10 protein-coding genes are annotated in these 13,427 nt (G+C 48.0%); 3 read left to right on the top strand and 7 right to left on the bottom strand.

Annotation, left to right across the window (positions count from 1 at the left end; genetic code table 11):
- Window positions 1-12 precede the first annotated feature (12 nt).
- The 3 genes from rpoB to rpsT all read right to left on the bottom strand — a co-directional run bounded on the left by rpoB (window position 13) and on the right by rpsT (window position 5,135).
- Window positions 13-3,333: a DNA-directed RNA polymerase subunit beta gene (rpoB, locus tag H6F63_RS07955; protein ID WP_190418868.1), complete on the bottom strand. Its 3,321-nt coding sequence runs from the start codon at window positions 3,331-3,333 to the stop codon at window positions 13-15.
- A gap of 542 nt (window positions 3,334-3,875) precedes the next feature.
- Complete coding sequence (locus H6F63_RS07950) at window positions 3,876-4,670, bottom strand: TatD family hydrolase (protein WP_190636579.1); 795 nt, start codon at window positions 4,668-4,670, stop codon at window positions 3,876-3,878.
- Between the two features lie 120 nt (window positions 4,671-4,790).
- Window positions 4,791-5,135, bottom strand: a complete 345-nt coding sequence (gene rpsT, locus H6F63_RS07945) for a 30S ribosomal protein S20 (RefSeq protein ID WP_190636364.1) — start codon at window positions 5,133-5,135, stop codon at window positions 4,791-4,793.
- A gap of 204 nt (window positions 5,136-5,339) precedes the next feature.
- On the opposite strand from rpsT, the gene hisD reads away from it, so the two are divergent.
- Both hisD and H6F63_RS07935 read left to right on the top strand, forming a co-directional pair.
- Window positions 5,340-6,647 (top strand): histidinol dehydrogenase, encoded by a 1,308-nt coding sequence (gene hisD, locus H6F63_RS07940; protein WP_190636362.1) that lies wholly within the window; start codon window positions 5,340-5,342, stop codon window positions 6,645-6,647.
- 12 nt (window positions 6,648-6,659) lie between these two features.
- On the top strand, window positions 6,660-7,085 hold the full coding sequence (locus H6F63_RS07935) for a universal stress protein (RefSeq protein ID WP_190636360.1): 426 nt from the start codon (window positions 6,660-6,662) through the stop codon (window positions 7,083-7,085).
- A 338-nt stretch (window positions 7,086-7,423) separates the two neighbouring features.
- Here H6F63_RS07935 and H6F63_RS07930 read toward each other — a convergent pair whose 3' ends face one another.
- Window positions 7,424-7,588 carry a hypothetical protein gene (locus tag H6F63_RS07930; protein ID WP_190636358.1) on the bottom strand — a complete coding sequence of 55 codons (165 nt, stop codon included), beginning with the start codon at window positions 7,586-7,588 and terminating at the stop codon, window positions 7,424-7,426.
- Between the two features lie 191 nt (window positions 7,589-7,779).
- On the opposite strand from H6F63_RS07930, the gene H6F63_RS07925 reads away from it, so the two are divergent.
- Window positions 7,780-10,746: an NACHT domain-containing protein gene (locus H6F63_RS07925; protein WP_190636356.1), complete on the top strand. Its 2,967-nt coding sequence runs from the start codon at window positions 7,780-7,782 to the stop codon at window positions 10,744-10,746.
- A 176-nt stretch (window positions 10,747-10,922) separates the two neighbouring features.
- On the opposite strand, the gene H6F63_RS29935 is transcribed toward H6F63_RS07925, so the two are convergent.
- The 3 genes from H6F63_RS29935 to H6F63_RS07915 all read right to left on the bottom strand — a co-directional run bounded on the left by H6F63_RS29935 (window position 10,923) and on the right by H6F63_RS07915 (window position 13,323).
- Complete coding sequence (locus H6F63_RS29935) at window positions 10,923-11,030, bottom strand: DUF4351 domain-containing protein (protein ID WP_347276781.1); 108 nt, start codon at window positions 11,028-11,030, stop codon at window positions 10,923-10,925.
- A gap of 6 nt (window positions 11,031-11,036) precedes the next feature.
- Window positions 11,037-11,165, bottom strand: coding sequence for a DUF4351 domain-containing protein (locus tag H6F63_RS29930; RefSeq protein WP_242019598.1), 129 nt, complete (start codon window positions 11,163-11,165; stop codon window positions 11,037-11,039).
- Between the two features lie 82 nt (window positions 11,166-11,247).
- A complete protein-coding gene (locus H6F63_RS07915; protein WP_199297877.1) occupies window positions 11,248-13,323 on the bottom strand; it encodes a ShlB/FhaC/HecB family hemolysin secretion/activation protein in 2,076 nt (691 codons plus the stop codon).
- Between the last annotated feature and the right edge of the window lie 104 nt (window positions 13,324-13,427).

The following is a 13,427-nucleotide window of genomic DNA, read 5'->3' as shown; positions in this document are numbered from 1 at the left end:
CTTTTACCTTCTTTACACTTCGTCTTCTTCTAGCTCTTCGCGGGTCAGAGATTCATAAGTCGGTCGCGTTGGTGTCCGCCGATTCGACACATCCGCCATCAAGTCCACCTCAACGTGGCCCGTGGTTCCGTCTTCCGTGGTCTCTACTTTGTGGACGGCGATATCTAAACACAGAGATTGCAGCTCTCGCATCAGCACTTTGAAAGATTCGGGCGTTCCTGGTCGCGGTATTGCCTTACCCTTAACGATCGCATTCAGCGCCTCATTCCGCCCCTGCATATCGTCAGATTTCACCGTCAGCAACTCCTGCAAGATGTAAGCTGCGCCAAATGCCTCCAGCGCCCATACTTCCATCTCACCAAATCGCTGTCCTCCTTGTTGCGCCTTCCCTCCCAAGGGTTGCTGCGTCACCAACGAGTACGGCCCTGTGGAACGAGCGTGGATCTTGTCGTCCACCAAGTGAACTAGCTTCAACATATAAGCTTTGCCCACCGTTATCGGACGGTCGAATGGCTCTCCAGTCCGCCCATCAAATACCTGAATCTTCCCGGCATTTAAGTCGTTAGTAAACAGCCAATCTTTCCCCGTCTTCTTCTTCCCTTCCTCCAGCTTCCCGTGTACCGACTCCCGGCTCTTCTCTGCTCCGTGCATCTCGTCAAAGGGCGTCACCTTGAAGCGCACTCCCAGGTTCTCGCCAGCCCATCCCAGCAAGCACTCAAACACCTGCCCCACGTTCATCCGGCTCGGTACTCCCAAGGGGTTCAGCACGATGTCCACAGGCGTTCCATCCGGCAGGTAAGGCATATCTTCCCCTGGTAGGATGCGGGAAATAATTCCTTTATTCCCGTGCCGTCCCGCCATCTTGTCGCCTACCTGAATCTTCCGCTTCTGCGCCACATAGACACGCACCACCATGTTCGCCCCAGGCGGCAGTTCGTCACCTTGCTCTCTGGTGAAAACTCGCACGTCCACCACGCGGCCTTTCTCTCCGTTCGGCACCCGCAGCGAATTGTCCCGCACGTCCCGCGCCTTTTCTCCGAAGATTGCCCGCAGCAGCTTCTCTTCCGGCGGCTGGTCAGATTCCCCCTTGGGTGTCACTTTCCCTACCAGAATATCCCCTGCTTCCACCCAGGCACCAATCCGGATAATCCCCGTTTCGTCAAGTTGCCGCAGCGAATCTTCGCCGACGTTGGGAATCTCCCGCGTAATCTCCTCCGGTCCCAGCTTGGTTTGCCGCGCTTCTATCTCGTACTTCTCAATGTGTATAGAAGTATACACATCGTCATAAACTAGACGTTCGCTAATCAAGATAGCATCTTCGTAGTTATACCCTTCCCAAGGCATATAAGCCACCAAGATGTTCTGCCCCAGAGCGAGTTCTCCGCCCTCAGTAGCGCTTCCGTCTGCCATCACCTGTCCGGCAACTACGTGATCGCCTTCATACACCAGGGGTCGCTGATTCAGACACGTATCCTGGTTAGAACGCTGATACTTCTGTAACTCATACAGAGTCTCCGGCCCAGTCGGTTCGGAGTTTCCATCCAGCGCCCTTACCTTGATCTTCGTCGCATCCACATAAGTAACTTCCCCCTCATCGCGACACACGATCACCATCCCAGAGTCCCGAGCCGCCTGCGCCTCCAAACCAGTCCCCACTAAAGGACGCTCTGGTTGCAACAATGGCACCGCCTGCCGCTGCATGTTCGAGCCCATCAAAGCCCGGTTCGCATCATCGTGTTCCAAAAACGGAATCAACGAAGTCGCTACAGAAATAATCTGCACCGGAGACACTGCCACATAGTCCACCTGATCCGGCGTTGTGGTGGTGAATTCCTGACGATAGCGCACTGGCACCAATTCGCCCTGAATCATCTCCTGCTCGTTCACCGGAATATCCCCCGGTGCCACTCGCAAATCATCCTCCTCATCCGCCGTCATGTACTGGGGGGCAATTTCCTTCATCACCCGCCCCTTATCACACTTCCAGAAGGGTGTCTCAATAAACCCATAGGCATTCACCCGCGCATGAGTCGCCAAAGAACCAATCAGTCCGGCATTCGGGCCTTCTGGTGTTTCAATCGGGCAAATCCGTCCGTAGTGACTGGGGTGAATATCTCGCACCGCAAAACCAGCCCGTTCCCGCGTCAGTCCCCCAGGGCCTAGCGCCGACAGTCTCCGCTTGTGGGTCAGCTCCGCCAATGGATTCGTCTGATCCATAAACTGCGACAACTGCGACGACCCAAAAAATTCCTTAATAGCCGCCACTAAAGGCTTCGGGTTCACCAAAGATGCCGGAGTCAAGGTAGCCGCATCGCTTACCGTCATCCGCTCCCGGATAATCCGCTCTAAACGGTTTAAGCCCACCCGTACCTGGTTCTGCAACAGTTCGCCCACCGAGCGCACCCGCCGATTTCCCAAGTGGTCAATATCATCCGTCTGACCGATGTCAAATTCCAGATTTATCAAATAGTCTACTGCTGCCAAAATATCCGTGGCAGTAAGCACCCGCATCGTATCTGGGACAGACAGGCGCAACTTCTTATTCAGCTTATAGCGTCCCACTCGACCCAAGTCATACCGCTTCGGGTCAAAAAAGCGCGACTCCAATAACTGCTGTCCCCCGGACACGGTGGGTGGTTCCCCCGGACGCAGCTTGCGATAAAGTTCCATTAGAGCTTCTTCTTCGGAGAATTGCCCTTCTTTCTCAATCGTTTTCTGGAAATATTCCGGGTGGCGCAAGGCATCGAAAATTTCCGAGTCAGAAAGTCCCAGCGACTTCAGCAATACCTGCGCTGAGAGTTTGCGGGTTTTGTCAATTCGCACCCACACCAGGTCATTTTTATCTGTCTCAAATTTCAGCCACGCCCCCCGGTTGGGAATCAAGGAAGCTGAGTAGGTGCGGCGACCGTTTTTGTCTGTCTCGGATTTGTAATAAACTCCGGGAGAGCGGACAATCTGGTTAACAATAACTCGCTCAGCACCGTTGATAATAAAGGTGCCTCGGTCTGTCATCAAAGGCAAATCGCCGATGAAAACATCTTGTTCCTTGATGGTTCCATCTTCTTTATTAATCAGCCTGGTGGGGACGTACATCTGCACTGCGTAGCTGGCATCCCGCCGCTTCGCCTCGTCCACATCGTACTTGGGCCGCTTGAGTTTGTAGTTTTTGCCCAAGAAATGCAGCTCTAGTTTGCCTGTATAGTCGGTGATAGGACTAAAGGAGTCGAGTTCTTCAATCAGACCTTCTTCCAAAAACCAGCGGAAGCTGGCTCTTTGGATTTCAACCAGGTCTGGCAACATATAAGCGGCGGTGGTTTCGGTCTGACTATTCATGCGTTTCCTCTCTCTAACAATTCGGGCCTCAGCAATCTTGGAGAACAGGGCTATGGCTTTTTGCCCATACAGAGCGTAGGTTGTATGGGCGGATGAGAAAAGCTTCCATACAGGAACTTCTTGTTTTTGGCGGGAGCCTTCTTTTTTCTGGCTTCATGCTGCATCCTGCCAAATATGACGGGGTATGGAATCTCTCTCTAACACAAGGACGAGCGATTCGCAATAATATCCTGAGACGTTAACTACCGCTGTTGGCAGTACCGCAACGTCTCAGGAATGTCTTAAAGGAAAGCTCAAAGAAAATATTTAGTGCTTATTTACCTGATATAAGGACGGTGTAGGGCTTGCGGTTGAAGTGTCTTCATTACGCTGAGGATGCGATCGCACTTTTACTGAAAGAATTTTGGTCATAGCCGGTCTATTAAATATTATGACGCAGATTTAGTTTTTTGGTTGACATTTTACTGCTAACTAGGTTAATAATTCTAAGTTAACAGGAACAGGCAACCGGAAATTCTCAATTTTCCTGTGATGTGTGTCCTTTACGTGAGTCCTGACTCATCAGGAAGGCGAAACAATTTACAAGCATTTTCGGTGGTTTGCGCTGCTATAGTCTCTAGAGAGACACCCCGAAGCGAGGCTAGACATTCTGCCACATAGCGAACATAGGCAGGCTCGTTGCGCTTGCCACGCTTGGGAACTGGTGCGAGGAAGGGGCAGTCGGTTTCAATCAGGAGGCGATCGCTTGGGATAATTTTCGCCGATTCCTGAATCTGTGTGGCATTTTTAAATGTCACGATTCCGCTGAGGCTTATATAAAAGCCCAGATCCAAAAACCATTGCGATTCTTCTGGTGTGCCTCCCCAGCAGTGCATAACACCCCGCACCGGAGCAATGTCTTTCCAGAAATCTTGCAATAGTTCTCGCATCGCGACGGCGGCATCGCGGCAGTGGATAATTACAGGCAAATCTAGTTGATGGGCCAACAATAGCTGCGCCTCAAATACCATTTTTTGCTGCGCCCAATCTTGGGCTTTGTAAAAATCTAGCCCAGTTTCGCCAATGGCTACAACTCTGCTGTCAGAAATCGCCAGCGACCGAATTCCTTCGGCAGTCTCTGATGTCCACTTTTCGGCATCTAGGGGATGTAACCCCACAGCGAAGTGTAGTTCGGGAAAGCGGTTCGCTAGCATTTGAATACTAGCAAACTCAGCAGGCTCGACGCACGAATGCACCAGCCGAACCACCCCCGCTTCCCGCCAGCGCTCTTGTAATGCCTCCAGATCCGACTGGAAAACATCAAAGTTTATATGAACGTGGCTGTCGATCAACTGCATACGTTGAGTCATTAGTTATTGATCGTTAGTCGTTAGCCATTGGTTAAGGCTAAGGACACAAGCGGGATGCCTGTGTTATGAACTAAGGACTAATGACAACTGACAACAAGCTCTTGAGAGCTAAGAATCAGCCGTATCCTCAGTCGTCGCTGAATCTGATGTTGTTCCCGTTGCGGTTTGGGGAAGTGTCCGTTTGAGAGCTTTGGCAAGACGGGATTTTTTCCGAGAGCCATTGTTGGTATGCAACACTCCCCGCTTTACCGCTTTGTCAATTTTGCTGTAAGCCGCTGACATCCGACTCTCAACCTCTTGCAGTAATTCCGGAGACGGATTGGCTGCGTAGGTTTGAACGGCACTCATGTAATTCTTCATCAGCGTCTTCACAGCTGATTTGTAGGTCTTATTACGCACACGGTTGCGTTCGGCTATTTGGACTCGCTTGAGAGCTGACTTAGTATTGGCCACAGTCTTGAGGGAAATTTTAGTACAGGTAAGAAAGATAACTAGATAGATTAATATAGCATCTCTCTAAATAGTATAGCGATCCCTGGAAAAATCCAGTTAAGCTATAGAAACGAGTAAAGGCGAATCGCTGGATCGTCTGAACTGATGAGAATGATGTTTGACCTGAACTCGTGCGGGTAATTCCTAGATGGTGATTCCGACTCCATGCTGCGAATCATTACTCAGGTAGCTGAGGCAAAAACTGAACTGCGGCGTATTTGCGATCGCACACACGACGATCAGATTGTCCACAAAGAGGCAACTGTTCGGGAAGTCTTACAGGCTGTGAAACGGCAAGGCGACAAAGCCCTGCTGCACTACACGGCTGAATTTGACGGGCAAAGTTTTACGGCTGAACAATTGCGAGTCAGTGGCTCAGAACTGGATGCTGCCTATCAGCAGGTGTCCAAGGAGTTACTAGACGCGATTGGGCTGGCACGTCAACAGATAGAAGCGTTCCACCGACAGCGCATCCCGAAATCTTGGGTGCAATTCGGGGAGGATGAAATAGTCCTAGGGAAGCGCTACACGCCTGTAGACAAAGCCGGACTTTACGTTCCTGGCGGTAGGGCAAGCTATCCCAGTACGGTGTTGATGAACGCCATTCCAGCCAAGGTGGCTGGTGTCCCTCGAATTGTGATGGTGACACCACCAGGGCAAGGGAAAACCATTAACGCGGCGGTGCTGGTGGCTGCTCAGGAAGCAGGAGTACAGGAAATTTATCGGGTAGGGGGCGCACAAGCGATCGCGGCTTTGGCCTATGGGACTGAAACTATCCCAAAGGTAGATGTCATTACAGGCCCCGGTAATATATATGTCACCTTGGCGAAAAAACTCGTGTATGGCACAGTGGGGATTGACTCCCTGGCTGGCCCTTCGGAGGTGCTGGTGATTGCCGATGGTGCTGCCAACCCGGTATACGTAGCGGCTGATATGTTGGCACAGGCAGAACACGACCCGATGGCAGCGGCAATTCTGGTGACAACGGATGCAGGGTTGGCGAAGAAAGTACAGTTAGAGGTAGAGCGACAGCTGGAGAATCATCCGCGACGGCTACTGACAGAGAAAGCGATCGCGCACTACGGCTTAATTGTTGTAGTTGACTCTTTGAATGTTGCCGCAGAACTTTCCAATGAGTTCGCCCCGGAACACCTAGAGCTTGAGGTGCAAGAACCTTGGGAAATACTCGAAAAAATTCGCCACGCTGGTGCTATATTCCTGGGTAACTCAACGCCGGAAGCCGTGGGAGATTATTTGGCAGGGCCTAATCACACCTTGCCCACCTCTGGCGCCGCCCGATACGCCTCAGCGCTGGGAGTAGAAACCTTTATGAAACACTCCAGCCTGATACAATACTCTCCTACAGCGCTCCAGAAGGTTAGCAACGCTATTCAGATTCTCGCTCAAGCTGAGGGTCTGCCTTCCCACGCTGACTCGGTGCGACTGCGAACAGAGAAGCCGACTGATGAGTAAGGAGATTTTTGGGTGCTAAAAACTATTCTGGTGGCTTTGGATGGTTCAGAACTTTCGGAGCGAGTGATTGAGTCTTTGAAAGAACTGCAAATACAGCCAGCGACCAAAATCATCCTCTCTCATGTCATTCCTTCGTCTGAGTCTGAGGTGGAAATTGCCGTTGACCGTCCGCAGACGTGTTCTGAGGATTTACCCTATCGGCAGATTGAAAAGCAGCTGCAATCTTATCAGGTTGACCTAAATTGCGACAGCGAGCTAGAAATTGTCACTGGCGATCCCGCTGAAGAAATTATTCGCCTTGCTAATATCTATCAGGTTGATTTGATTGTGATTGGCAGTCGTGGTTTAACTGGGTTAAAGCGAATTTTAGAAGGTTCTGTTAGTAGCCAAGTTGTTACAGATGCTCCATGTTCTGTGCTAGTGGTAAAGCCGGGATAAGAGTTAAAAAAGAAGCCCTGGCGACTAAAGTCGCGGCTACACAGACAAAACCTGCCTACGCAGGTTTTAGAATTGTTGATTACTCTTAGCATGGTAGGGGCGGGTTTCAAACCATTGGTGTCAACTTAACGTTAGCTTGGCGGTTGAAACCGCAGCTATACAAACAAAACCCGCCTGCGCGGGTTATAAGAATCTCGATCCGTTAGCCAAGGCAGGCGGACTTGGTTTTTGTAGCCGCGAATTCATTCGCCGGGGCTTAAATTGACACCGATGGTTTCAAACCCGTCCCTACGTTTTTACAATCGTGAATTCTATTCACAGGGTATATTAGACGCAGATTAGGAAAAAGATTCAGGCTCAGGCTCTAGATTTTGAAACTCCGAATGGTTCTTGATGTCAGTCTGACTTTCTAGTTTTTCGTCAGTTGAATTTGAGTTATTCCGTTCTATTTCCGTTGGGAAGAATTGCTCTAAGCCAGGGATTACATACTGAAAGCAGTCCATAAATTTGCCTCTTTAACTTAGTTTGGAGTGCTGGATTTAGCATTAAATTCATGCTAAGAGGAACTTTTGCTAATTCCTAGTCCCTAATAACTTCTAGTAAAGTAGAAGAATTCTTCTAGTTGAGATTGGCTGAGTAATAGGTTAAGTTCGTAATCAAGAAGCTGAGAACCTGTCGAGACTGCGATCGCGTTATGAAATTATGGGATGGCTGGGATAATTTTCTAAAAGTGATAGCCTCTGACCATGAGCTGACTGTGCCGCAGGAAGCAGTTTTACTGGTCAGATTTGCTCGGCAGAACATCGATAAGAAAAATCAGGATATTGCAGATGAAGTTATAGGAGGTGAACCTGAGAAAGCTCTTCAGACCTATAACAAGCGCATGAAGGAGATATTCGATAAGCTTTCACAGAGTTTTCCTGAAATAAACTCCGAGTACAAAGGCAAGGTTAAGAGAGTGCAAGCTTGCCTGGAAAAAGTGTATTTAGAACAACAGCAACACAAAGATTCTGAGACTGGTAGCGCGATCGCGTCTCATGACTGGACACAAATTTGCCGCGATATGCTGGAGTCTCAGAAACTAAACATCAGACGACAAGCTACCGAGGTAGTTTCTAAAGCATTTTATGTAGAGCTGGGATTAGTCGAGCGCAAACACCAACCCAGACGTAGCGACGATTTCTCTGTTTCACCAGAGCAAGGATCGGGTTTTTTCCAGCTACATGAGGAAGAAATCACCCAAACTTATGAGCATCACGAGTTTCTAGAGCAAGTTATTACGCAGGGACAAAGCAAAAAGAGCCAAGGGAGACGCATCGCCATCATTGGCGAACCGGGAGCCGGGAAAACTACTCTGCTAGAAGCGATCGCATTCTCTCCAAAAACACCAGGTTTCCCAATTTGGGTTTCTCTGGGTAGTTTGAGAGATAAAAGTTTAGAAGAATACCTGCGTCAGAAGTGGCTAAAAGACGCGCTTAAAACTTCAGATGTCACAGAACAGCAGAAAGAACTAGAAAATCTGTTCAAAAGCGGTCAAGTGTTGCTGCTGTTGGATGGAGTGGACGAAATGCCAGCATCCTCACCCGTCGAAGCTTTACGCAAAATTAGAGAAGAACACCTTACAGGCTGGGTTGCTGATGCGCGAACTGTGGTGACTTGTCGGCAAAATGTCTGGGATGCAAGTGTTAATGCTTTACCGGGTTTTGATACTTATCGCACCTTGGACTTTAGCTATGGGGAAAGCAATAAACCAGATCAAGTGAGACAGTTTATCTGTGAGTGGTTCTCCCAAACTGACAAACCAGAACTAGGGGAACCGTTACGGGAAAAGCTAGATGAAGACAGACATCAGCGTATCCGAGATTTAGTCAAAAACCCCCTGCGGCTGTCGTTGCTGTGTCAAAGCTGGTATTTCCGCCAAGGCGATTTACCAGAAACTAAAGCCGCGCTTTACGAGCAATTTACGCGAGCTTTCTATGATTGGAAACAAGAACAATTTTCCACAAATGCGATAAAGCGTAAGGAGTTAAACACAGCGCTGGGGCTGCTGGCACGGAAAGCAATTGATAAAGAAAAATCCCGGTTTGGAATACGAGAGAGTTTTGCGCTCGATGTCATGGGGGAAGACTTGTTTAAGTTAGCAACTGAAAAGTTGCATTGGCTGAATTTTGTCTACAAGGATGCAGAAACCGATGAAAAAGTATATGCCTTCTTCCATCCCACGTTTCAGGAATATTTTGCAGCTTGTGTGATTGATGATTGGGATTATTTTTTACCCCGCGAACACGACAATAACAACCCCAAACCAGCACGAAACTCTTACCGTATTTTTGAGCCACAGTGGAAAGAGATAATTTTGCTGTGGTTAGGGCGACCAGAGGAAGAAGTACCAAAGCAGCAAAAGGAGGATTTTATCCGGGCATTGATTGAGTTTGAGGATGGGTGCTGGGACTTCTACTGGTATCTAGCGCTTTTTCTAGCCGCTGCTGGCATTGCAGAATTTAGAGACTGTATCGGTGCTGATTGGATTGTGGCAAGGCTTGTCGAGTATGCCACAGAACACGACTCGCCTACAGGAGTTGATAGGGTTGTTAATCCAGCAATTTGGGCGACTTTACTAGAAACCGATCGTACAAGAGTTATCAATGTTTTGATTAAGGCGCTAGACAGCGATTTTTTGGATGATGATGCTCGTTGGAAAGTCTTTAACAGCTTAATGCAAATCGGCACTGGTAACTCAAAAGTTATTGCTGCCCTGACTAAGTTGATGAATACTAACATCGACGATAAAGAACTCCCACTAGAAGCAGCATTTTTTTTAGGAAAAATTAACCCAGATAAACGAGAAGCTGTTAACTTTCTAAAGCAGCAGTTATGGAATACCGACTTACCTGACTGGGTTTGTCTAGAAGCTGCTAATTTCTTAGGAGAACTTGACTGCGGTAGCCCGGAGGCGATTGACTTCTTGACGGATTTAATCGATCGCAATCAAGGTTTACGTCTTAATGCTGCCTCTACCTTAGGACAAATCTCTCCCCGCCACCCGAAGGCTATCAAGACGCTGACTGAGATGCTAAACAGCGAGCGGGGCGATATTATAGTAAATATTCCTCTACTAGCTGCTTGTAACTTGCTAGGAACTGACCCAGAAAATCCAGATGCAATTAGGGTTCTCAAGAAGTTTATCAACCCTAGTCAGGAGCCTTGGGAACGTTTGCAAGCCGCCTCTACTTTAGGGAGAACTCAGCAGTACAAACAGCAAGCTATTAAGGTTCTTTGCGAACTAATAAACGGAATATCAGACCTAGAGAAAGAACGGCAATTATGGCAGCAATCTTTGGAGAAATTGAAGCAACTTGACTCAAGCATCCTTTATTCATTTTTTGACTGTAAGCAGGAAAGATTAGCCAGTCAAGGAATTGTACTAAATCTAAAAAACATGGATACTTGGTTATGTATAGTTGCTCTTCTAAAACACTATATGGAAAAGGAAAATTATGTAGAAAAAAATTACTACGAAGATATTTGGTATTGTGCCATAAAGATGAATTACCCAGACTTTCATCGGGCTTGGCACGGTCGAGTTTACAGTACACGTACAGAAGCAGAAGAAGATATAACAGTTATTGAATTTCCTATAGTGTCTATCCTAGAAAACTAAGCCATAGACATTTCCTCTGAGCTGATACTCAGTGACAAAACCTATCCCATTGCCATCGACACTCAATCGCTGAAAATTGAGGAAAACACAAGCGCGATCGCGCAAAATTATGCGCCAAAATTCACCGTAATGAGAATGAGTAAGGTAAAGCGCGATCGCATCCTCTACCAGAAGCCTTACCTTCCTTGATATTCCTGTAACCAGTCCTCTAAATCGGTAGCATCGGCGAAATCTAACAACGCCTCATTCAAATCTTCCAGTTGAGTAACGGATAGCGCCTCAATGCGTCTTTACAGATTGGAGTCAAGTGTACCGCACAGGCGGGTAAGCGATCGCATAACCATCTTTAGCGCCTCTTCCTGCTTTCCTTCTTCCCGTCCCTTTTGGATAATATCTTGGTAGATTACGGATTCACGCATAACTTCCTCTCTGAACAAACTTTGAATTAAATTCTGGTTAAACCGTAAACCCGCTAATAGCTGAGTACAAGTCAAAATCTCTTTAAAACGGTTGCAGACGGAAGGAGAAATGGAGTCCACTGTCTTGCAGGGAGCCGCCTTGATTGTCGATAGAGGTGAGGGGAATTCCCCAATCTAAACGGGCTAAAAAATATGGGGAAAGTTCCCAGCGCAATCCTAAACCAACGCTAGAAAGAGTTTGGGGAGTTGCGATTTCACTATTGTTATTCCAAACGGTTCCGATATCAAAAAATGGAGCTATTTGGATAATTCCAATTCCATCAGGTTCGCGGATGAGGGGAAAGCGCACTTCTACCGATCCAAGAAAGCCATTATCTGCAACTCTTTGATTTTGTCGGTAGCCGCGCACTGTATCAACGCCACCGATACTAAATTGTTCTAGGGAAAGTAGCGTGTCGTTGGAAAGCTGGATACCTGTACGGGCGATTAAAACGACGTTGCGTCCGAGAGCCTGAACGTACTGAAATTGTCCTACCCAACTGAAAAATTGCCCATCAGCTGCGGCTTCGTTGATGGTGGCGTTTAAAGCGTTCACGCCTACGCTAAATTGCGATCGCGCTGCAAAAACTCTGTTAGATGAGCGATTTGTCCACTCTTGACTAAAACGCAAAGCGGTGACTGTGGACAAGCCATTTTCTGGCCCTTCCGAAAAAGAAAAGGGTATCTCACCTAATATATAAGTCTGGCTTTGTCGCCAATCAGCTGATACTGCAACTGCAAATTCTGTACTAGGTGTGCGGATAATTGGTTGACGGAACGAGAGTGATACAGTTTGCGCTTCACCTTCAATATTTAGCGGCGCAAAGGGTTCCTCTATAATCTTGCTGCTGTTGTTCCCATAGCGCAGGCTGAGGGTGCCATCAAGGGAATTTACGGGAATATCGTAGCTTAAGCTGTAACTTCGGATACCTTCAGTTAGTCCATATTCGACGGCGAAGCGATCGCCATATCCCAGTAAATTATTGTGACTGGCGGCAACTGTTCCTCTGATTTCCCCAACGCTGGGAGACTCTCGATTTTCCAACAGGAACGCGGTGGTGATGGGCGGCGTTTCCTTCAGCGAGAGCGTTAATATACTTAGTCCGGGAGCAGTTCCGGCTGTCAGTTCGGCTTGTACTGAACTTAGCAGCGGATTCAGTTGTAATAATTGTAACGCTTCTTCCAGACGTTGCAGATTAACTGGACGTCGGGAGGCACGTTCGATGCGCGATCGCACATAATTTTCTCTGAGCCTATTTAACCCCTGAATTTCAACTTTTTCTATCGCTCCTTCTATTACCTGAATTGTAATCTCACCACTGGTTACATCTTGGGGCGGCAAAAATGCGCCGGAGGTAGTGTAGCGATCGCGAGTGTATAAATTTGTAATCGCAGTGCGAATCTCTAACAGTTGTTCAAAAGTTGCTTCATTACCGATAAAGGGTTGTACAATTTCCTGTAATTTTTCTGGCGAAAAGACGGTACTCCCCAAAACCTTAATGCTCTTGATTTTGACTCTCACTCCTTCACCCGGTGGAGTTTCAGTTGGTTCTGGCTCTGGTGTTTGGAGCAAAGGTTCCGGTGTTGGTGTCTCCTGGGGTGTGGGCAAAGGTTCCAGATTAGAGCCTGGGGGTTCCACAGTTCCGGGCGGGATTTGAGGCGGTGTCTGTGGTAATTGTGCAACTGTGCAATCCTGCTCGTCAGATTTGCTACACTCTGAATTTTCTGCTTCTTTGCTGTCCCCTTGGGGAATCAATTCCTCGTCTAATAGCCCTCCGTTAAAACGGACTGAATTTGAGCTGTGCAATTTTAATTGCTGGCTGTCTGAGCCGACTATTTCACCTTTGGAAAAATTTCGGTAATGGTCAAGGCTAGACGGTGAGGCGGCGATGGTACTACAGGCCTTTTCGGGTGAGTAAGGTACACAGATACCCGACTTTTTGGAGAAGTCGGGTATCTCTCCACATAGGCTGGACTTCATCCGACTGCAAGCTGCTGTATCCTGTTGCATCAGCGTATTTTCTGGATTTCTGGCCCAAGCTGGCGAGCGCGTAAGAGCCAGGAAACTCCAGCTGAGACATAACAACCCTGTATTGATCGCAAACAGCTTAGAATTCATGGCTTCCATCAGTAAATCTACGGTTCGTCAATGATTCAGTAAAACTATTGAGTTGAGGTGTAGAAAGTTGTACGAATCACCAAATCCTTATAACTCATGGTTTT

The organism is Trichocoleus sp. FACHB-40 (genome assembly GCF_014695915.1).
Taxonomy (GTDB): Bacteria; Cyanobacteriota; Cyanobacteriia; order Cyanobacteriales; family FACHB-T130; genus Funiculus; species Funiculus sociatus.
Note: the sequence above shows the minus strand (reverse complement) of the source record. Positions and strands in the feature narration are given on the sequence as shown.